Below are 20382 nucleotides of genomic sequence, written 5' to 3' on the forward strand. Positions count from 1 at the left end.
CAAGCCCTGATGGGCCTATCGGAGCCGGGCTATACTCCGACGGGTCTCAAAGCTCCAAGAGTCGGTACAGCGCTTTCCATCCATGCATAAGAGGCAGGCTGTTCGCCGTGGCCATCCCCACTATTGACCCTAAGGTCGGGCTCCAGGAACCACCGGCCAGGGCGGGGGAGTTGACTAGGACAGAAAGCTTGTCGGCCGACAACTCGGGCCCACCGAAGACGACTAGATTTGCCCTTGTATGGGCTGGTTCGACCATTTCCACGGTAGGCACACGGACACTCGGTGTCGCCTATCCGCTCCTCGCTCTCGCGCAGACCAAATCGCCCGCCGCCGCCGGTTGGGCGGGGTTCGCCTGGACCATCCCCATCCTGGTCTTCTATATCCCCGGTGGGCTTCTGGTCGACAGGATGTCCAGCCGTTCGATCATGCTCTGGGCGGAGTTCGGCCGCTGGCTGACCGTGGCGAGTGTGGCGTTCGCGATGCTCTTCGGTGGCCCCTCGCTCTTTCACCTTCTCACGGCGGCCCTGCTTGAGGGCACGTTCTGGGTCATGTGCAACCTGGCGGAGACGGCGTTGCTCCCGTCGCTGGTCAAGCCGGTCATGATGCGGCGTGCGCTGGCCAAAAGCGAGGGGGCCAGCCATCTCGCCTCGCTCGCCGGTCGGCCGCTCGGCGGATATCTGTTTGGAGTGGGAGCGTTTATCCCTTTTGTGGTTAACGCCGTGCTGTTCGCCATTTCCTTGGTGCTGTTCTGGAAGGGGAGTCCGGGCGGCGGGCGGCGGCCCGCCCGCCATTCGTTGCAGCTCAGCGATCTGTCCGTGGGCTTTCACGTGCTCATGAAGCAGGAGTTTCTACGGGGCGCGATCATGCTGGTCACCATCACCAACCTGATGGTCAACACGCTCATCATGATCTTCGTCGCGGGGTCCGACGGTGCGCCGTCGCTGACGATCGGGCTCGTGCTGGCGGCCGGTGGAGTGGGCGGAGCGCTGGGCGCAACTCTGACCTTCTTCCAGCGGCCGCTGCGTTTCACCCTGCTGATCCACACGGGGATCTGGCTGCTGGCCATGCTCCTCGCGATGCTGGGGTCGGTGCTCCGGTCGCAGCCGCTCTTCTTCGCCATGGCCTTCTTCACCACCGGGATCGGCGGTGCGATGAGCAATGTGGCGATCAGGGACGTGGAGGTCGCCAGAATCGACCCGGGGACACTGGCCCGTGTGGTCGGGGTCTCGCGACTGTCGTCCTATGGCGCGCTTTCCCTCGCCGCGCCGCTTGGTGCCTTTCTGGTCACCTGGCACGGCGTGACGGGCGGCACGATGCTGCTTTTCGGCGCGATGCTGGTGCTGGCACTGTCGGTTCTGATCGTGCCGCGACTGCGCAAATGGCTGACTCCGCCGCTACCGGACTTCGTCGGCGAGCCCCACATGGTGTGACGTCACCGGGCGCCGACCAGCCGGTGAGCGTCCTGCTTCATGTGCTCGGGCAGCGCGGGCCGCTGCGCGGAGATCGCCGCCTTGGCCAGGTCCACCGCTGAGGTGGTCTTGCCCGCCAGTTCCTCCACCCGAGCCGCATAAAGCAGCAGCGGACCGTCGTCCACGGCCTCCGCCAGCGCCTCCATCATCTCCTGCTGGGCCTCCTCCAGACTGTCGGTCTCGGCGAGCGCCAGCGCGTGCGCGATCTTGGCGAACGGCCACCGCAGCGGCCGGGCCCGGTCCAGGTCGCGCAGCGCGGCGCGGGCCCGGCCCATGCCGGCCAGCATCTGGCCCCGGCCGAGCAGGGCGTCGGCGTTGTTGCCCTCACGGTCGAGCACGTCGTTGAGCACGCCCACCGCCGCGTCCGGATGCCCGCCGTGCCACAGCGCCCACGCCAGCTCGGTCTGGATCGTGAGATCGGCGGGCGCGCGTACCATCGCCGCCCTCAGGTGGCGTACGGCCTCGTTGGGGGATCCTTGAGTGAGCCGCAGCCGTCCGATGGCCGTGAGCATGGGGCCGACAGAGGCCACCTCGCCGGCCGTCTCGAAGCTCTGGGCGGCCGCGCTGTAGCGGGAGACCGCGTCACTCAGCTCGCCCCGCTTGAGCGCGATGTTGCCCAGAAGCGACTCGATCTGCGCTCGCACCCGGAGGTCGTCCTGGTCGGAACGGGCCAGGCCCTCCTTGCCGTGCTGCTCCGCCAGCACGAGATCGCCCTCGCGCAGGGCGCTCTCGGCGGCGCGGAGATGGTCCTCGGTCGGCAGCCGGTCCGGAAAGGCGCGGGGCTGGTAGTCCTCCTGCGCGGGAGCCTGTAAGAGGCGGTCGTACGCCAGCTCGTACGAGCTCTCGCCCATGTGCTGATCGGCCCGGAGCAGGTGCCGGGTCACCAGCAGGGCGACGGTGGCCCTGCTGATCCCGGCCAGCCGGATCGCGCTCTGACGGACGGGCTGCCGGCTCCCCGACCGGTCGGCGAACGCCAGCCGTAACCACGTCCGCAGCCGGTGCTCGTCACCGTTGAGCCGCTCGGCCGCGATCTCCGCGATCACCCGGTGGTAGTGCTCGGAGAGCGTCTTGTCGGCGTACAGGCTCGCCTCGCCGGCGGTGATCTTCGTGGCCTCGGCGGGCAGCGCGTTCCACAGCGCCTCGCACACCACCTGGAGGTGGACCGGGTCCACGCCCTCCGCCTGCTGCGCGGGGTTCGCGCGCCCCCTGATCTGGATGAGGTCTCGGACGATCTGCTCGGCCACCCCAGGGGCGAACACGTGCCCGGTGCCCTCGATCGGCCTGGTCACCGCCTCCAGCGCGCCCGCCTGGTCCAGCGCCTCCAGCGGGAAGCGTTCCCGGTCGGAGCCGGCCAGCTCCCGCTCGTACGGCAGCAGGTCCCGCAACCGGTCCGCGCGGATCGACAGCAGCAGCCGGAGGCCGGGATCCGCGTGGAGCGCCTCGCCGAGCTGCCCGAAGAACCAGTCCCGGTAGGGATGGCGGCGGCGGCCGGTGGCGAAGAGCTCCTCGACCTGGTCGATGGCCACCATGGTGAGGGTCGGATCGCCGTAGGTGTCGCGTTTGACCGGCCGGGCCCGCAGGAACGCGGGGATCGTCATGCTCGCCAGCCGGGTGGGCGTGGCCATGGGGGACCACGACATCAGCAGGGCGAGGACGTACGGATCATGGGCGGGGAGTGCGGCCTGCGGAAAGCACGACCCGTAGGACACCCGGCCGAGAGGGAGGACGTCGGTCCGGTTCGGGCTGAGGAGCGGGATCACGCCTGCCTGGATGAGGGAGGTCTTCCCGCTACCCGAAGCGCCATACAGAACGGTCAGCCGTTTACTCTGCCAAAGCTGGCAAATAACGCGAGACTCCGCGTCGCGTCCGAAGAATCCATGCCGATCTTCGCCGCGAAAGACGCGTAACCCCCTGTATGGTCCCGGCGCCGCCTGCCGTGCGTCCATACCGGAAGTGCCCATGTCGTTCCTATCCGCAGCCGCGTTTCACCGCACATTTCCTCCGTGACGGTCAAGGTGGGCGAATTCTTCGCATGCGCGCGCGGGCGCGCGCCCATCCTGCTGGATGAGGCACTCATCGGGCGCGCCTTGCACGCCCGATTTCCGCCTTGCTGCTGAGAAATGCGGAGTATGTCTTAAATTGAGTTGGAGAAGCCCGCTCCCGGCTCCTTCTTGTCGCTCTGGCAGGATGCCACCGCTGCTCGCAGGGCGGCGCTCTCCATTTCCGGCACGTGCCGCAGGGAAGCGGTGGTGTCGTCGATCAGGAGGCGAGATCTGTACTGCCCATCACGCATGTGCACTCCCCGTCCATTTCGGGCCATCCGAATGTCAAATGATGTACAGGCGCTTATGAGCGTGAGTGTGTCAGCCCGGCCGAGGCCGGTCTGGCTTCTTCTTATTTCGATTCTGTGATAAACGGATGGACTAATCAAGCTCTAGGATGAGACATATGATTACCGGCGTCTGGGGCGGAGGTTGACGTGACGGAAAATTCACACTCCATGGTGCCGCAGGGGCCGAAGGTCTGGGAAAGGGTCCCCAAACGTAATCCGAACTTCACCGGCCGCGCGGACCTGCTGACCGTGCTCAGGAAGAGCATCAACACCGTCACCGCCGTCGTGGCGCAGCCCCAGGCCCTCCAGGGGCTCGGCGGCGTCGGCAAGACACAGCTGGCCATCGAGTACGCCTGGCAGTACCGCGCCCATTACGACCTGGTCTGGTGGATCTCCGCGGACCAGCCGGTGCTGGTCCCGTCGTCGCTGGCCGCGATGGGCCAGGTGCTCGGACTCCCGCCCGCGACCGGTGCCGAGCAGGCCACCCAGGCGGTGCTGCGTACGCTGCAGAGCGGCGTCCCGTACCGAAGCTGGCTGGTGATCTTCGACAACGCCGAAGAGCCCGACTACATCAAGGACTTCATCCCCAGAGGGCCCGGCCACGTCCTGATCACCTCGCGTAACTCGCGCTGGAGCGACCATGAGCCCACCATTCAGGTGGACGTCTTCAGGCGCGAGGAGAGCGTGGAGTTCCTCCGCAAGCGCCTCGGCGGGGCGGTGAGCGAGGCCGGGGCGGCCCTGCTGGCCGAGAAGCTCGGCGACCTCCCGCTGGCGCTGGAGCAGGCCGCCGCCCTGCTGGCCCGCACCCTGATGCCGGTGGACGAGTACGTCTCGCTGCTGGAGGAGCAGACGGGCCGGCTGCTCAGCCTGGAGAAGGCGCCGACCTACCCGCAGTCCATGACCGCCGCGTGGCAGCTGTCGGTCTCGCAGCTCGAGGACCGGGTCCCCGAGGCGGTCGAGCTCCTGCGCTGCTGCGCCTTCTTCGGCCCCGAGCCCATCCCGCGCGACGTGTTCCGGCGCGGCAACCGGCTGGTCGGTCCGCGGCTGGCGCCCATCCTGTCCGACGCCATCCTGCTGACCAACGCGCTGAGCAATTTGGAACGTTACGCGCTGGTCAAGGTCGAGCCCGCCGCCCGCACCCTTCAGGTCCACCGGCTCAACCAGGCACTGCTGCGCGACGAGACGCCGGAGAAGGACCGCGGCGAGCTCCGCCACGAGGTGCACCTGCTCCTGGCGGGCAGCGCGCCGAGCGACCCGGACGACGAGACCAAATGGCCCAGTTTCGAGGAGCTGGCCGCTCACCTGGAGCCGTCGGGGCTGATCAACTGCGTCGAGCCGAACGTCCGCAAGTTCGCGATCGACCTGGTGCGTTATCTCTACGTACGCGGGAGCTACAAACAGGCGGAGGCACTGCTCGGCGAATACATCGAGAAATGGACAGAGCAGAGCGGCGCGCGGCACCAGGACGTGCTGGTGGCCCAGATCCACCTGGGCAACATCAAGCTGGCGCTGACCCTCTATCCCGAGGCGTACGAGATCGACTCGAGGGCCTTGGAGGTGATGCGGGAGGTCCTGGGCCACGAGCAGCCGGAAACGCTGTGGGCGATGAACGGCTACGCCACCTCGCTCCGTGGCCGTGGCGACTTCCTGAGGGCGCGCGACGTCGACGCGGAGGTCCGTGAGGGGTACGAGCGACTGTACGGCGAGAACGAGCTCCGGACGCTGCGCGCCCGTAACAACCTGGCCCTCGACTACGCCCTGACCAGCGAATACGGCGAGGCGCAGCAGATTCTCCAGGACGCCTACCTCTATATGAGCGGCGCGGAGGGCAGCGGCCGGCGCCTCCTGCTGCAGACCTGGACCAACCTGGCTCGCGCGGTGCGGCTGAACGGCCGGTTCCACGTGGGGACCGACATGGCCGAGGAGTCCTTCAGATACGGCGTGGCGCAGCTGGGCGAAGACCACCCCGCCACCCTGCTCGGGGCCAAGGAGCTCGCCATCAGTCAGCGCCGGACCGGCCGGCTGGGCGAGGCCCTGGAGCTCATGCGGGACACCTACACCCGGCTGCGGCGACTGTACGGAGACGTGCACGCCGACACGATGGCCGCCGCCCTCGGCCTGTCCAACGCCCTGCGCGCCTTCGGTGAGCTCGACGAGGCCCAGGCGATGGTGGATCGCGCGCTGGAGTTCTACCCCCAGGTGTTCGGAGAGGACCACCCGTTCACCCAGGCGAGCAGGATCAATCTGGCGCTGCTGGCCCGCCTGAGCGGCGACGCCGCCAAGGCGCGGGAGATCGATCAGAACGCCCTGAAGGTTCTCACCGAGCGGCTCGGCCGCGATCACGACTACACGGTGACCTGCGGCATCAACCTGCAGAACGACCTGGCCGCGCTCGGCGAGTTCGACCAGGCCCGGCGGCTCGGCGAGGAGAACTACCAGCGGATCCAGACGCACTTCACCCCCGACCACTACCTCAGCCTCGTCTGCGCCGCCAATCTGAGCCTGGACCTGCGGGCGACGGGCGCGGAGGACGAAGCCGCGCGGCTGCACGAGGAGACGATGAGGCGCTTCGACCTGATCGTGGGACGTGACCATCCCGACACGCTCGCGGCGCTCGCCGGTGAGCGGCTCAACTGCGACTTCGACCCGCCACCCATCTGATCCGGCCGGGCTCCGGGCTCAGCTCGCTCCGCGGAGCCGCGCCATGTCGCGGGCGCACCGCGCGGCGATGTAGGTGATCAGCCGGTACAGGTCAGGACAGTAGACGGAGGGAGTCGCGAAGCCGGTGTCCTGGCTGTAGCGGTGCGCGTAGAGCCCGCCCCCGCAGGTGGAGACGATCTCGCAGCTGCGGCAGGCAGGAGACAGCGCCAGCTCGCCGATCTGCCGCGCGACGATCGACGGGTGCAGCAGCGCCCGGTCGAGCGGGTCTCTGAGCACGTGCAGCGGGGTTTGGGGGGCGCCGGGGTAGGCGCTCTTCAGGATGTCCGACTGCTGGATGCGACCGTCGGTCTCGATCACCACCATGCGCACCGGGGACAGCCCCACCGTCTCCGCCCGCGAAGGGCTGCCGAGCAGCAGGCGCAGGATCTCCTGGAACATCCGGATCTCGGTCTGCAGCACCGGGCTCTCGTACCAGCGGTCGAAGATCTGGATCAGCCAGTCGGCGTACGGCGTCGCCGCCGAGCCCGCCTCGCGGAAGGGCGGCGGGGCCGGCCAGTTGCCGTGGGGCAGCAGGAAGTCGATCGCCGGCGGGTCGAACTCCAGCAGCGCCTCATAGGTGCGCACCGGGTCGTTCCGCACGTCCACCGTGCACAGCAGCCCGCCGAACAGGCGGTGGTACGGCCCTTCGGTCAGCCGGCGCAGTGACGCGCTGACCAGGGCGTGGCTGCCCCGGCCGTCGGCGAACCGGCGGTGCCGGTCGTGGCCCTCCTCGTCGCCGTCGACGCTCACTCCGACGCGGATCTCCAGCGAGTCGAACAGACGTAGGAACGATTCGTCGAGCCGTACGCCGTTGGTCTGGATGTTGACGTTGACCCGGGTGCCGGTGCCGACGGCGCCACGGATGCCGCGTACCAGGCGGGAGATGAGCTCGGGGCCGGCCAGCAGCGGCTCGCCGCCGTGCAGGATGATGTCCACCTCGGGCAGGTTGTGGCGGCGGGCATGCTCGGCGATGCGCTCGATCGTGCGGTCGGCGACGGCGTCGGACATCCTGCGGGGCTGATCGCGCCAGCTCTGGTCCGCCATCTCGTACACGTAGCAGTGGCGACAGGAAAGATCACAGCGGCTGTGAATCTTCAGGATGAACTGCTGGAAGGCGAACGGCTTCCATCCGTCGGCCAGCAGCGCGTCGACGTCGAGGAATTCCGGGAACCCCTGGGTGAGCAGCGGTTCCGAATCAGGGCTTCCTAACAACGGCTACCTCTTAAGTGTCGTGTGCCCCAGCACACTCACCGCTCGGGTTTCGCGAAACGCTGCACCCGGTCCCTATTTCTCATGGCTTCGAGGGATAGTCAAGATTTACCCAGATTTGAGCGCATTTCCTCTTGGTGGTGGAGCAGTTTTTCGAAGAACAGATACAGCTCGTCGATTTCCGCGACGAGGGGGAGCCAGTCGTAGGTGCCGAGCCCGTCCTGTTCCAGAGGGGAAAGCAGGCGGGCGGTGGCGCGGAGCTCGTTGGACGGGATCTCGATCGGCACGATCTCGGCCATGCCGTCGCGGTAGGCGCGGGCCAGCGGGTGTCTCGACCCGCGTACCCCGAGGGCCGCCAGGGCCGCTTCGGCGGGATGTTTGGAGATCGCGCCGTCGGCCAGCTCAAGCGAGCCGGGATTGGCGATCGCCACCAGCACCCGCAGCTCGGGCGGCAGGTCCCGGAGCACGCGCGGAGGGCGATCCGACTCGGCGCGCCGCTGCCCGCGCGCCAGGAGCAGCAGCACCTCGGGGATCCGTTCGCGGAGCCCGCGCTGCACCTCCGCCACGCAGTCGGCGGGCGAGCGCTCGGAGACGGCCAGCCGCCGCCCTGTGGCCTGCCGTACGAGCGCCAGCGGCTCCACCAGCATGGCCTCCGTCAGCACCTGGTATCCGCTGTCGGGGTCCTCGCTGAGCGCGTAGGCGTAGCGGCCGACGGGGTCTGTGGAGCGCGGGTCGGCGGATCCACGCAGCTCACGGGCGAGCTGGTCGAGATCGCGCCGGGTTTCGAGCGGCGCGTTCGCCCGGCGTACGTCAGAGGCGGCGAACTTCCGCGACAGGAACCAGGCCACGGTCGCCGCGACGGCGGTGCCCGCGAACAGGGTCACCGTGAGCTGGATCGGCACGAGCGACACGGTGGAGAACGCCACGCCTATCGTCACGACTGCCGCGGTGGCGGCGGCGGCCAGCATCCTGAACCGCGAGGAGCGCTCGCGGACCACCTCCGCCCGGGCCTGGCGGAACTCCGCCCAGTCCGCGGCGGTCCGCGCGGCCCTGGCCTCGGCGATGCGTCCCACCAGCTCCGCACGCTTGGGCGGCCACTCTTTCGGCGCCTGACGGTCGAGCCGTTCGCTTTCGGCGGTGAGGGTCTGGTGCTCCAGCCGGTCGCTCACGGCGGTGAGGTTGCGGTTGAGGATCATCATCTCGGCGCGGCGCTCGGAGTTCAGCTCTTCCAGGTGTTCCACGATCGCGCGCATGGCGTCGTCGAGGGCGCCCGGCTCCTCGTCCTTGAGCGGCATGGCGGCGATGCGCTCGACCAGCTCGTCCAGCTGGCCCGGGAAGCCGGGGGAGCCGTCGGCCACCAGCACGACGTGCACCGCGCCGCGCAGACCGGCCAGCACCGGAGGGCTGACGTAGCCCGTGGCGAGCAACGCGGTGAAGACCGGACGACCGCCGGCCCGCACGTGTCTGGTCTGGGCGACCGTCTGGACGGCGTTGGCGACCTCGTCGTCGAAGAAGACGGCCTCGGACAGCTTGACCAGGGCACGCGGCTCACGCCGGTCAGGCAGGTGGAAGGCGATGCCACCATCACCGGTCTCCGTTCGCTCGATGGTGAGGCCGGCGGCGAGCAGGCGGCTCTCGACGAGCATGGCCAGCTCGGCGAGGCCGGGGGAGTGACTGTGGCGGGCGGACGCGCTTGTGACCAGCTCGGCGTCGATGACCGACAGCGGCCCCGCGACCTCGAAGCTCGCCCAGCTGAGCTGCAGCAGCAGGCGGAGGTTGCCGCCGCTGTGGCGCAGGAGTTCGAGCAACGCGCTCTCGGTGAAGGGCCAGATGGCCGCGTCGTCGTACCCCGGGCGGGCGGCGCCGATGTACGCGCCGAGCACCAGCCGGGCCTCATCAGGGGTGAGCGGCAGCATGTGGCAGGCACCGGTGCCGATGCGCTGGCGCAGATCGGGCGGTACGCGCTCCCATGCCGCGTCGTTGGACACCAGGAGCAGCAGCCCGGCCGCCTGCGGGATCACCTCGACCAGGCTCTGCAGCAACCCGATGTTCGCGGTCAACGAACTGCGGCCCTCCGGCAGGAACTTCTCGCACTGGTCGAGCACCAGCACGAACGGCCGACCGCCCCTGGTCACCAGCCTGGTCAGCAGTTGCAGGCCGTACCGGCAGGTCAGGGGGTCGTCGATCTGGCCGCTGACGCCGAGCGCGCGCGAGGCGTCGGGGCTGATCGGACGGCCGCACAGCCAGTCGTAGGCCACGCCGGAGAACTCGGGGCGCAGCAGGAACGACAGCGCCCGCTGGAACTCCGGCCCGCTGCCCGCCACGGCGGCGATCTCCTTGGCCTGCTCCTCCAGCACCTCGCCGGCCTCGACCTGATGCGTGCCGAACAGGTCGTACACCCGGCCGGGATCGTCCCCGACCGCGGACAGGACCGCGCCCCTGCTGGCCGGGCCGTCGGCGTGTCCGGCCCGATCGCCCGCGAGCGCACCCAGGTAGCGCAGGCTCAGGTCCGTGAGCAGGTCCTGCGGCAGCTGGGAGACCAGGCGGCGGTACTCGGCGACGAAGTCGTCCTCCTGGAAGCGCAGGTAGAGCTGGACCGCCCGAGGATCGGCGTCGTTGACGAAGGCCATCATGTGACGGGCCGCGTGCGTCTTGCCCACTCCGTGGGCGCCGTACAGGCAGGCGAGACCTCCGTCGTGGGTCCGGTCGTCGCCGAACCCGCGCAGGTAGTCGGTGGCCCAGCGCTGGGCCTCGCGCACCCCGGGCAGGATCGCGGTGGGGGTGCGCCGGGCCCAGTCGCGCAGGAACTCGGCGAGGGAGGTCTCCTCGGCGCTGGAGATGCCGCGGGCCGGAAAGGGATTGCGCGCGGGGTATTCAAGCATGGAAGCCTCTCAGCCTGTTCCATCTGTCGCGCTGCCATATCTTGAGCCGCACCCAGCGCTCATGAATGCGCAGGTCTTCGGCCGCCGGCCATGGCTCGTCGCTTTCGTACTCGCTGAGCCGCAGGTCGAGGAGCACTTCGAGGTGCTGGATGGCCTGCCCGATCGTGTACGGGCGCTTGCTGAAGACGTTCTTCACGCCCTGCTCGTCGAAGGGCGCGGGCGGGTTGCCCTTCCACCGGAATTCGGCCAGTGCCGCGATCTGCTCCGGGGTCAGCGTGTCGAGGTCGAAGACGTGCCCGCGCTCCGCGAACGCCTGCCTGTCAGCCTCGGTGATCTGGACGGTGTTCGCGTGCTGGTAGCTGTCGATGACGAAGACCACGACGGTGCTGGTGTTCTCGAACACCTTCTGGGCCTGGGTGATGAGCTCCTTGGCGGGCACGCCCTCGTACCGGATGCCGAAGCCGGCGTTGCGGCCGGCGAACGTCGTCGCGGTGAATTCCGCGATCTCCTGCAGGTCGTACTCGTTCATGGGGTTGGCCGCGCCCCTTTCGCTCAGCGTGCTGAAATGGGCGCGCAGCGCGGGCGGGATGTCGATGCCGCTGGCGTTCATCTTGTTGCGCAACGAGAGCAGGGTCGAGCACAGCACCGCGTAGGCGTCGTGCGTCATGTCACCGCGCTCCGCGCGATGCGTCACGAAGGTGAAGCCGGGCGGCAGGAGCGATGCGGCGGCCTGCTGGTACAGGTACATCGCATGATTGGCCAGCGACGTCCGCCCGCTGTTGCCCACCCCCGTGATCAGGAAGAAGGCCGGTCCCCCCTTGCTGATCGCCTCTTTCACGGCCGTCTCGATGACCGCGAGCCGGATGAAGCCGGCCAGTTCGAGGACGAGTTCGCGGTCGGCGGGCAGCGCGAGGGGGTCCAGCGGGCGGGCGGCGTAGGGGTTTCCGGCGGGCAGTCCGTACAGGTCGTAGCGCAGGTCGTCGGACATGTCTCAGCCGCCGATCATCGTCAGGTAGACCGGCAGGTCGTCCGCCGCGGCCTCGAAAGCGGAGTCGGCGAAGATGGGCGCCAGGAAGTCGTGCCTGCCGCGAAAGGTCAGAGTCAGCTTCTGCAGCGTCTCCGCCCGCGCCTTGAACCGCGTCTGGAAGCCCTGGAGCACGTCGGCCGCCAGCTTGTCCTGGTGGACGAGCTCCAGCGCCACCAGCAACCCCGGCTGCCGGAGCACGCTCGCGAACAGCTCCGGGCTCTGCACCCGCAGCACCACCAGGCGGACCACCAGGTCGGTACGCAGAGCGGCCAGGCCGGGGGTGCCCTCGATGATGGCCTCCGTCACCCGCAGCAGGTTGAGCACGCGTTTGATCTTCCGGGGATTGGGCGTGAGAATCCGCTCCAGCGTGCCGACGTGCTTCCTGGCCAGCTCTCCAGGACGGGATTCGCGGATGAACCGGCCCACCTCCGCGGGGCCCAGCGGGTAGAGGTGCAGCGGGAGCTGGATCATCTTGTCCAGGTAGTCGTCGCCGATGGCCGCCTGGTCGGGGAAGCCGAACGGCTGGTATTTCACCAGGACCCCACGATCGACCACGTCCTTGGCCAGGGCGATCACCACGAAGACGTGCTTCAGGTCGAGGAAGAGCTTGATCGACTCCAGCAGGTCGATGATCTGGTCGGGCTCGCACCGGTCGAGGTCGTCGACGAAGAAGACGATCTTCTTGCCCTGCTCGGCCAGGCGGTCCACCTCCTGCTGCAGCAGCCCGCGCAGGCGGCCGGTCTGGCTGTCGACCTGGCCGCGCATCGCGGCGTACTGCTGGGCCAGCTTGTCGATCTTCTCCACGCTCATGGAGCTCAGGGTGAGCCTTTTCAGCATCTCGTCGGCGGCCAGCTTCGCCATGATCGTGCCCAGCCGGCGGACCGTGCCGGCGAATCGGTGCTCGGGGTCCTGGTCGAGCTCGGCGTGGAGCGCGTTCAGCAGGGGAAGCAGCATCTCCGGCTCGCGGCGGTGCACCCAGGGGTTGAAACGCACCCGGACGATCTCCTCGCCATGCCGATCGAGTAAGCGCCTGTCGACCATTTGGAGCAGGGTCGATTTCCCACTTCCCCACGCGCCGTAAATGCCGATCGTGAAAGGCGTCTCGGTGTCGGGATTGGTGATGATCGAAACGAGGGGATCGACGTAGCGGCGAAACTGGAGTAGATCTCCACGCCAATTGGCCGGGGCATCCGAGAGCATCGCGATATCGGGCATAGTCCCTCCAAGGATGAGGATGCATCCTTGGCGCTGCCTGATACTTCAGGTTATCGAACTGTGACGTGCGTTCTTGTCCCTTGTATCCCTTTGGTCGGTCTTTTGGGCAAACGGTGGCGGCGGGGTCAAATGGCGATTGTGAGGTCTTCTCGGAATGGAGGACAGATGGACACACCGGCCGCGGACATCCTGGCGAACGTCGACTTGTTCGCCGACGACCAGCGCGAACACCTGCTCGACGCGCTGGCCATCGCACGCAGGGAATGCCCGGTCGTGCACACGCGCACCGACGGCGGCTACTACATGGTCACCCGCTACGAGGACGTCCGCACGGTGTGCATGCGACCGGCGATCTTCAGTTCGGCGCAGCCGGGCGTGCGTGGCGTGCCGGTCCGGCTCATCCCGCTGGACGTCGACCCGCCGGACCACCGTCAATACCGCAAGTTCCTCGAGGCGTACTTCTCCCGCTCGTTCCTGCTCCGGTACGCGGAGCAGATGCGGGAGATCGCCCGGGACGCCATAGCGGGGTTCATCGACAAGGGCCGCGTGGAGATGGTCCGTGACTACTCCGTGCCCTTCAGCGCCGGGTCGCTGGCCCGGGTCGTCTTCGCCACCGACAACATGGAGCTGATGCGCCGGGGGGTGGCGGCGGTCAAGCGGTGCGCCATCGAGAGCACGCCCGAGACGTTCGAGGCGGTCGCCCTGCTCGCGATGGAGGCCATAGCCGAGGCCGGCGAGCGGCCGGCCGAGCAGGAGAACGTCCTCAGCGCCCTGGCCAGGGCGAGCGTCGACGGGCGGCCCCTGACGAGAGAGGAGCAGGTGGCGATCGTCACCACGCTGCTGCTCGGCGGCCTGGACACCACGCGCGGCGTGATCGTCAACATCGCCTACCATCTGGCCACCCGCACGGACATCGAGCCGATCCTGCGCAGCCCGGACTGGTGGCGAGGTCCGATGGACGAGTTCCTGCGCTTCGAGACGACCGTGGCGTTCATGGCCCGTACGGTGACTCAGGACACCGAGCTCGCCGGCACCCCGTTGAAGGCGGGAGACCGGGTCGTCCTGCAGTTCTACTCGGCCAACCGCGACGCCGAGCGCTTCGACCGGCCCGACGAGCTGGTCTTCGACCGGCGGATCAACCCGCACCTGGCGTTCGGCGCCGGGGTGCACCGCTGCATCGGCCAGAACTTCGCCCGGATCCAGCTCGTGATCGCCTTCGAGGAGTTGCTCAAGCAGGCGACGAACTTCCGCCTCGAAGCGGGCGCCGACATCCCACGCCAGGCCGGCGAGCCCTTCGGCAGCCCCTCCGAGCTGTACCTGACCTTCGACCGCCGGAGTGGTTAGCGCGGGCCGATTGGGGCAGGGCCTGCATTGTGTCCGGTAAGGGGTGGTTCTCCCGGTGGCCGGTGATCCGGCAGCTCAAGGGAGCGGACGGTCGGAGCGACGCCGTGCGCTCCGCCCGTACGGACGCGCTTGCCCCGCGCACCGAGGAGGCCGACACGGTCGCGCGGTCGATCTGCCCCTACTGCGCGGTCGGCTGCGGCCAGCTCGTCTACGTCAAGGACGGCCGGGTCACGCAGATCGAGGGTGACCCGGACTCGCCCATCTCGCGCGGGCGGCTGTGCCCCAAGGGTTCGGCGAGCAAGCAGCTCGTCACCCATCCCGGCCGACAGACCCAGGTGCTGTACCGGAGACCGCACGGCACCGAATGGGAGCGGCTCGACCTCGGCACCGCGATGGAGATGATCGCCGACCGGGTGATACGGACCCGGCGGGAGACCTGGCAGCAGACCTATGAGGGCAAGGTCGTGCGCCGCACCATGGGCATCGCCGGACTGGGCGGGGCGACGCTCGACGACGAAGAGAACTACCTGATGAAGAAGCTGTACACCGCCCTCGGCGCCATCCAGGTGGAGAACCAGGCCCGTATTTGACACTCCTCCACCGTCCCCGGTCTGGGGACCAGCTTCGGACGCGGCGGCGCGACCACCTTCCAGCAGGACCTGGCGGGTGCGGACTGCATCGTCATTCAGGGCTCCAACATGGCCGAATGCCACCCGGTGGGCTTCCAGTGGGTGGTCGAGGCCAAGGCGCGGGGCGCGAGGGTGTTCCACGTGGATCCGCGCTTCACCCGGACCAGCGCGCTGGCCGACCGGCACCTGCCGATCCGCGCGGGCAGCGACATCGTGCTGCTCGGGGCGCTGATCAACCATGTGCTGGCCAACGAGCTGGACTTCCGTGAGTACGTGCTGGCCTACACCAACGCCGCCGTGATCGTGTCCGAGGACTTCCGGGACACCGAGGACCTTGACGGGCTGTTCTCCGGGTTCGACGCGGAGACGGGTACGTACGATCCGCGGAGCTGGGCGTACGAGGGGCCGGGCGAAGGGCCGGGCGAGGAGACGCCGGGCGCGCAGGCGCCGGGCGCGGACTTGGAGGGTGGTAGGCAGCACGCCGAGGCCGCGGGGGCGGACACCTATGGCTCCGGGGGCGCCGAGGCGCATCCCACCCCGGCGACGGATCCGACGCTGACCCACCCGCGCTGCGTCTACCAGATCCTTCGGCGGCACTTCGCCCGCTACACCCCGGAGCTGGTCGAGCAGCTGTGCGGCATCTCGCGGGCGCACTTCGCCGAGCTCGCCGACGCGATCACCGCCAACTCCGGCCGGGAACGCACCACCGCCTGGGTGTACTCCGTCGGCTGGACCCAGCACACCGTCGGCGCGCAGTACATCCGCACCGCCTCCATCCTCCAACTGCTGCTCGGCAACATGGGCCGGCCCGGCGGCGGCATCCTGGCGCTGCGCGGGCACGCGAGCATCCAGGGCTCCACCGACATCCCGACGCTGTTCAGCCTGCTGCCCGGCTATCTGACCATGCCCCACGCCCACCGGCACGAGGGCCTGGACGACTACCTCGCCCGGGAGGGCGGCGACGTCGGCTTCTGGGGCCACCGGCGCGCCTACCTGGTCAGCCTGCTCAAGGCGTGGTGGGGGAACGCGGCCACCGAGCGGAACGACTTCTGCTTCGACCACCTGCCCCGCCTGACCGGCGACCACAGCCACTACACCACCGTCATGGGCCAGATCGACGGCACGGTGAAGGGCTACTTCGTGATGGGCGAGAATCCGGCGGTCGGCTCCTCCGGCGGCCGGGCGCAGCGCCTCGCCCTGGCCAACCTCGACTGGCTGGTGGTACGCGACCTGACGCTGGTGGAGACGGCCACGTTCTGGAAGGACGGCCCGGAGCTGGAGACCGGGGAGATGCGTACCGAGGACATCGCCACCGAGGTGTTCTTCCTGCCCGCCGCGAGCCACGTGGAGAAGGAAGGCACGTTCACCAACACCCAGCGACTGCTGCAGTGGCGGGAGAAGGCCCTCGACCCGCCGGGCGACTGCCGCAGCGACCTGTGGTTCTACTACCACCTGGGCAAACTGGTCAGGAAGCGGCTGACCGACGACGAGATCGACCGGCCGCTGCGCGAGCTGACCTGGGACTACCCCGAGCTGGGAGAGCACCGGGAGCCCTCGGCGTCGGCCGTGCTCCGCGAGATCAACGGGGTCGGCCCGGACGGGCGGGCGCTGTCGTCCTACACCCAGCTCAAGCCGGACGGATCCACCAGTTGCGGCTGCTGGATCTACTGCGGCGTGTACGCCGACGAGGTCAACCAGGCCGCCCGGCGCAGGCCGGGGCAGGAGCAGTCGCCCGTGGCGCCCGAATGGGGCTGGGCCTGGCCGGCCAACAGACGCATCCTCTACAACCGGGCCTCCGCCGACCCCGAGGGCCGCCCGTGGAGCGAGCGCAAGGCGTACGTCTGGTGGGACGCGGAGCAAGGGAAGTGGACCGGGCAGGACGTGCCCGACTTCGAGCTGCACAAGCCGCCGGACTATGTGCCGCCCGAAAGCGCCCGGGCCGAGGACGCGCTCGCCGGGATCGACCCGTTCATCATGCAGTCCGACGGAAAGGGCTGGCTGTACGTGCCCGCCGGCCTGGCCGACGGTCCGCTGCCCGCGCACTACGAGCCGCATGAGTCGCCGGTCGGCAACCCGTTGTACGCCCAGCAGGCCAACCCCGCCCGCAAGATCTACCCGCGACCGGAGAGCCCCTACAACCCGCCGGAGTCGCCGCGCTACCCGCACGTGCTGACCACGTACCGGCTCACCGAGCACCACACGGCGGGCGGCATGAGCCGGCCGCTGGCCTACCTCGCCGAGCTGCAGCCGGAGCTGTTCTGCGAGGTGTCGCCGCAGCTGGCCGCCGAGGTGGGGCTGGTCAACGGCGGCTGGGCCACGATCGTGACCAGTCGCACCGTGATCGAGGCTCGGGTGCTGGTCACCGGCCGGGTCCGGCCACTGCGGATCCAGGGCAGGGTGATCCACCAGATCGGCCTGCCGTACCACTGGGGGTGGGGCGGCGGCGGCCTGGTGACCGGCGACGTCGCCAACGACCTGCTTCCGCTGGCGCTCGACCCGAATGTCTACATTCAGGAAGGCAAGGCCGCGACCTGCGACGTACGGCCTGGTAGACGGCCGAGGGGGCAGGCGATGCTCGACCTGCTGGAGGTGTACCGCGATGGCTGAGCGGATGGGCTTCTTCACCGACACGAGCGTCTGCATCGGCTGCAAGGCGTGCCAGGTGGCGTGCAAGGAGTGGAACCAGCTGCCCGACGACGGCTTCGTGTTCGAGGCGAACTCCTACGACAACACCGGGGCGCTCGGCGCGAACACGTGGCGGCACGTGGCCTTCATCGAACAGTCCCGCCCGGTGCCTCTGCCTTTGGACGACTCCGCTGACGACGGTGTGGAGCGGTGGCTGATGTCATCGGACGTGTGCAAACACTGCACACACGCCGCCTGCCTGGACGTCTGCCCGACCGGCGCGCTGTTCCGTACCGAGTTCGGCACGGTGGTGATCCAGGAGGACATCTGCAACGGCTGCGGCTACTGCGTATCCGCCTGCCCGTACGGCGTGATCGAGCGGCGCGAGGACGACGGACGGGCATGGAAGTGCACGATGTGCTACGACCGGCAGCGCGGCGGCCTCGAACCGGCGTGCGCCAAGGCGTGCCCGACCGACTCGATCCAGTTCGGCCCGCTGGATGAGCTCCGGGAGCGGGCCGAGGAGCGGGTGGAACGGCTGCACGCCGACGGGCAGGCCGAGGCCCGCCTGTACGGCGAGAGCCCGGACGACGGGGTGGGCGGCGCGGGGGCGTTCTTCCTGCTGCTGGACGAGCCCGAGGTGTACGGGCTGCCGCCGGATCCCGTGGTGACCACTCGCGACCTGCCGTCCATGTGGCGCTGGGCGGGGGCGGCGGCGCTGTCCGTGGCCGGGGCGGTGGTGGCGGCATTTGTCGGGTCAGACGCCTTCACTGGTCCGCGAAAGGGGGCGCGGCGGTGACGGGGGAGCGGCCGACCATGCCGAAGGGGGAGCGGCCGACCATGCCGAAGGGGGCGCGGTCGACGATGCCGAAGGAGGTGGGGCCGTGACGCGGGAGCGGTCGATGGTGCCGGAAGCGGATTTCCGGTCCTACTACGGACGGTCAGTGATCAAGGCCCCCGTCTGGCACGAACCACATATGCCGGTATATCTCTACGCGGGGGGCCTGTCGGGGGCATCGTCGGCGATGGCGGTCATGGCCGGGTTCACCGGGAACGACCGGCTGGAGCGCACCGCCCGGCTCGCGGCGGCGATCGGCGCCGCCGCCGGCACCGGTTTCCTCATCGCCGAACTGGGCAGGCCCGAACGCTTCCTCAATATGTTCCGCGTGTTCAAGCCCACATCGCCGATGAGCATGGGCTCCTGGCTCCTGGCCGCACAGGGCGGGCTGTCGGCGGTCGCCGCCTCGACCGAGCTGACCAGGATCCTGCCCGCCGTGGGAGACGCGGCGGCCCTCGCCACGGTTCTGACCGGCCCGCTGACCGCCACCTACACCGCCGTCGTGGTCGCCGACACCGCCGTACCGGCCTGGCACGAGGCCTACCGCGAGCTGCCGTTCCTGTTCGCCGGGAGCGCGCTGGCCAGCGCCGGGGCGGTGGGCATGCTGGCGACCCCACGGGCACAGGCGGGGCCGGCCCGCGTCGTCGCGATGGTGGGGGCCGCCGTGGAGAGCGTCGCCGGCGCGGTGATGGAACGGCGGCTCGGCCTGGTGGGCGAGCCGTACCGGCTGGGGAAGGCGGGGCGCCTGATGCTCTCGGCCCGTGTACTGACGGTCGGTGGCGGGCTGCTCGCGTCGGTCGCCGGACGCAGCCGTACCCTCACCGCCCTGTCCGGTCTCGCCCTTACGGCGGGCGCCTTGTGCACCCGGTTCGGCGTCCTGGAGGCGGGCAGGGCCTCGGCCGCCGACCCGAAGTACACGATCGTCCCCCAGCGGCAGCGCCAGACGTCAGCCTCTTGAAGCCTCTTGGAGCGCCGCGTCGAGAATCGTGTCCAATACCTCCTGCGAACTCTGGAGCTGAGCGATCATCTCGGCGATATGGGCGCGCTCGCGCCGCAAGTCCTCGATGAAGGTCGGGCAGCCGGAAGACACCATCAGCTCGCCCTCATCGTGCACGCAGTGCAGGACCCGGGCGATCACCGTGGTGGAAAGCCCGGCGGCGAGCAGAGCGCGAATGTGGCGGACCGTCGGGATGTCCGCCTCGGTGTACTCGCGGTAGCCGTTGCCCAGCCGGACCGGCTTGAGGAGACCCTGCTCCTCGTAGTAGCGCAACAGCCGCTTGTTCACGCCGGTCTCGTGAGCCAGATCACCGATCCGCATCTTGACCTTCACATAGATGAGAAGCCTTAGCGTCCCAAGTATTGCCGATCAAGAAGAGCGAGGAGAAGTCGATGTCAGGCGCAGTGATCATCGGTGCGGGTCCGGGGATCGGACAGGCGGTGGCTCGCCGGTTCGCCAGGGAGGGCCTGCCGATCACGCTGATCGCCCGCAGCGAGCAGACGCTACGCGCTGCGGCCGAGGTAGTCGCTCCCAGTGGTGTCCCGATTGTCACGTCGGCAGCCGACAGCACCGACCAGGCCGGATTGAACGCCGCACTCGACCAGGCTGTCAGCGAGCATGGCGTGCCGGACGCCGTCGTGTACAACGCGGCGATCATCCAGGCGGACGCGCCGGGCGAGTTGTCCGTACGCGGCCACATGGAGGCATGGGCGGTGAACGTGGTCGGCGCGCTCAACGCCGCGGCACACGTCGCGCCCGCCATGGCGGCACGCGGCAGCGGAACGTTCCTCATCACGGGCGGCATGCCCGAGCCCAAGCCGCAGTATGTGAGCCTCTCCCTGGGCAAGGCAGGAGTCCGAGCCCTGGTCACGCTGCTCGATGAGGAGTACGGACCTTCCGGAGTACACGTGGCGAGCGTCACCGTGGCCGGCCCGGTCGCCCCCGGCACCGACTTCGACCCGGACGACATCGCCGAGCGCTACTGGCAGCTGCACACGCAGCCGCGGGACCGGTGGCAGCGGGAAGTACTGCACGCGGGCCCAACGCCGCTGGGAGATTCTCTCTAGAACGGTGTGTAGGGCGGCCGCCACGTCCACTACGGCCGTGACGTCGCC

At 69.1% G+C, this 20382-nt stretch carries 14 protein-coding genes; 7 read left to right on the forward strand and 7 right to left on the reverse strand.

Features of this window, described 5'->3' with window-relative positions:
- The first annotated feature begins 188 nt into the window (after window positions 1-188).
- Window positions 189-1430, forward strand: coding sequence for an MFS transporter (locus tag ACQP2T_RS06020; protein WP_433515196.1), 1242 nt, complete (start codon window positions 189-191; stop codon window positions 1428-1430).
- 2 nt (window positions 1431-1432) lie between these two features.
- Here the strand turns inward: ACQP2T_RS06020 and ACQP2T_RS06025 are convergent, their stop codons facing one another.
- Together ACQP2T_RS06025 and ACQP2T_RS06030 are read right to left on the reverse strand one after the other, a co-directional pair.
- Complete coding sequence (locus tag ACQP2T_RS06025; RefSeq protein WP_433515197.1) at window positions 1433-3430, reverse strand: tetratricopeptide repeat protein; 1998 nt, start codon at window positions 3428-3430, stop codon at window positions 1433-1435.
- A gap of 173 nt (window positions 3431-3603) precedes the next feature.
- Window positions 3604-3762, reverse strand: a complete 159-nt coding sequence (locus tag ACQP2T_RS06030; RefSeq protein ID WP_393481381.1) for a hypothetical protein — start codon at window positions 3760-3762, stop codon at window positions 3604-3606.
- Window positions 3763-3948: 186 nt separating this feature from the next.
- Here ACQP2T_RS06030 and fxsT point away from each other — a divergent pair, with 186 nt between their 5' ends.
- The gene (fxsT, locus tag ACQP2T_RS06035; RefSeq protein ID WP_433515198.1) at window positions 3949-6462 is read left to right on the forward strand and encodes an FxSxx-COOH system tetratricopeptide repeat protein; all 2514 of its coding nucleotides are present in this window, start codon (window positions 3949-3951) and stop codon (window positions 6460-6462) included.
- A gap of 18 nt (window positions 6463-6480) precedes the next feature.
- Here the strand turns inward: fxsT and ACQP2T_RS06040 are convergent, their stop codons facing one another.
- From ACQP2T_RS06040 to ACQP2T_RS06055, 4 genes are all read right to left on the reverse strand, one after another.
- On the reverse strand, window positions 6481-7713 hold the full coding sequence (locus ACQP2T_RS06040) for an FxsB family cyclophane-forming radical SAM/SPASM peptide maturase (protein WP_433515199.1): 1233 nt from the start codon (window positions 7711-7713) through the stop codon (window positions 6481-6483).
- Window positions 7714-7811: 98 nt separating this feature from the next.
- Complete coding sequence (locus tag ACQP2T_RS06045) at window positions 7812-10592, reverse strand: AAA family ATPase (protein WP_433515200.1); 2781 nt, start codon at window positions 10590-10592, stop codon at window positions 7812-7814.
- Window positions 10585-11580 carry a hypothetical protein gene (locus tag ACQP2T_RS06050; RefSeq protein ID WP_433515201.1) on the reverse strand — a complete coding sequence of 332 codons (996 nt, stop codon included), beginning with the start codon at window positions 11578-11580 and terminating at the stop codon, window positions 10585-10587. Before ACQP2T_RS06050 ends, ACQP2T_RS06045 begins: the two co-directional genes overlap by 8 nt.
- A gap of 3 nt (window positions 11581-11583) precedes the next feature.
- Window positions 11584-12834 carry a KAP family P-loop NTPase fold protein gene (locus ACQP2T_RS06055; RefSeq protein ID WP_433515202.1) on the reverse strand — a complete coding sequence of 417 codons (1251 nt, stop codon included), beginning with the start codon at window positions 12832-12834 and terminating at the stop codon, window positions 11584-11586.
- A gap of 165 nt (window positions 12835-12999) precedes the next feature.
- Between ACQP2T_RS06055 and ACQP2T_RS06060 the strand changes: the two genes are divergently transcribed.
- From ACQP2T_RS06060 to nrfD, 4 genes are all read left to right on the forward strand, one after another.
- Window positions 13000-14178: a cytochrome P450 gene (locus ACQP2T_RS06060; protein WP_433515203.1), complete on the forward strand. Its 1179-nt coding sequence runs from the start codon at window positions 13000-13002 to the stop codon at window positions 14176-14178.
- Window positions 14179-14207: 29 nt separating this feature from the next.
- Window positions 14208-17414, forward strand: coding sequence for a formate dehydrogenase (fdh, locus tag ACQP2T_RS06065; protein ID WP_433515204.1), 3207 nt, complete (start codon window positions 14208-14210; stop codon window positions 17412-17414).
- Window positions 17407-18231 (forward strand): 4Fe-4S dicluster domain-containing protein, encoded by an 825-nt coding sequence (locus ACQP2T_RS06070; protein WP_433515205.1) that lies wholly within the window; start codon window positions 17407-17409, stop codon window positions 18229-18231. Before fdh ends, ACQP2T_RS06070 begins: the two co-directional genes overlap by 8 nt.
- Before the next feature lie 85 nt (window positions 18232-18316).
- Window positions 18317-19228, forward strand: a complete 912-nt coding sequence (gene nrfD / locus ACQP2T_RS06075) for an NrfD/PsrC family molybdoenzyme membrane anchor subunit (RefSeq protein WP_433515206.1) — start codon at window positions 18317-18319, stop codon at window positions 19226-19228.
- On the opposite strand, the gene ACQP2T_RS06080 is transcribed toward nrfD, so the two are convergent.
- Complete coding sequence (locus ACQP2T_RS06080) at window positions 19217-19588, reverse strand: MerR family transcriptional regulator (RefSeq protein ID WP_433515207.1); 372 nt, start codon at window positions 19586-19588, stop codon at window positions 19217-19219. The two genes, nrfD and ACQP2T_RS06080, sit on opposite strands and share 12 nt — an antisense overlap.
- 71 nt (window positions 19589-19659) lie before the next feature.
- Here ACQP2T_RS06080 and ACQP2T_RS06085 point away from each other — a divergent pair, with 71 nt between their 5' ends.
- Window positions 19660-20334, forward strand: a complete 675-nt coding sequence (locus ACQP2T_RS06085; RefSeq protein WP_433515208.1) for an SDR family NAD(P)-dependent oxidoreductase — start codon at window positions 19660-19662, stop codon at window positions 20332-20334.
- Window positions 20335-20382 lie beyond the last annotated feature (48 nt).

The organism is Nonomuraea sp. CA-143628, assembly GCF_050942315.1.
Lineage (GTDB): Bacteria > Actinomycetota > Actinomycetes > Streptosporangiales > Streptosporangiaceae > Nonomuraea.

Bases quoted from the DNA above. Each gene is read 5' to 3' on its own strand.
- ACQP2T_RS06025 (WP_433515197.1), bottom strand. From the start codon at position 3,430: ATGGGCACTTCCGGTATGGACGCACGGCAGGCGGCGCCGGGACCATAC.
- ACQP2T_RS06030 (WP_393481381.1), bottom strand. From the start codon at position 3,762: ATGCGTGATGGGCAGTACAGATCTCGCCTCCTGATCGACGACACCACC.
- ACQP2T_RS06045 (WP_433515200.1), bottom strand. From the start codon at position 10,592: ATGCTTGAATACCCCGCGCGCAATCCCTTTCCGGCCCGCGGCATCTCC.
- ACQP2T_RS06050 (WP_433515201.1), bottom strand. From the start codon at position 11,580: ATGTCCGACGACCTGCGCTACGACCTGTACGGACTGCCCGCCGGAAAC.
- ACQP2T_RS06055 (WP_433515202.1), bottom strand. From the start codon at position 12,834: ATGCCCGATATCGCGATGCTCTCGGATGCCCCGGCCAATTGGCGTGGA.
- ACQP2T_RS06060 (WP_433515203.1), top strand. From the start codon at position 13,000: ATGGACACACCGGCCGCGGACATCCTGGCGAACGTCGACTTGTTCGCC.
- ACQP2T_RS06070 (WP_433515205.1), top strand. From the start codon at position 17,407: ATGGCTGAGCGGATGGGCTTCTTCACCGACACGAGCGTCTGCATCGGC.
- ACQP2T_RS06080 (WP_433515207.1), bottom strand. From the start codon at position 19,588: ATGCGGATCGGTGATCTGGCTCACGAGACCGGCGTGAACAAGCGGCTG.
- ACQP2T_RS06085 (WP_433515208.1), top strand. From the start codon at position 19,660: ATGTCAGGCGCAGTGATCATCGGTGCGGGTCCGGGGATCGGACAGGCG.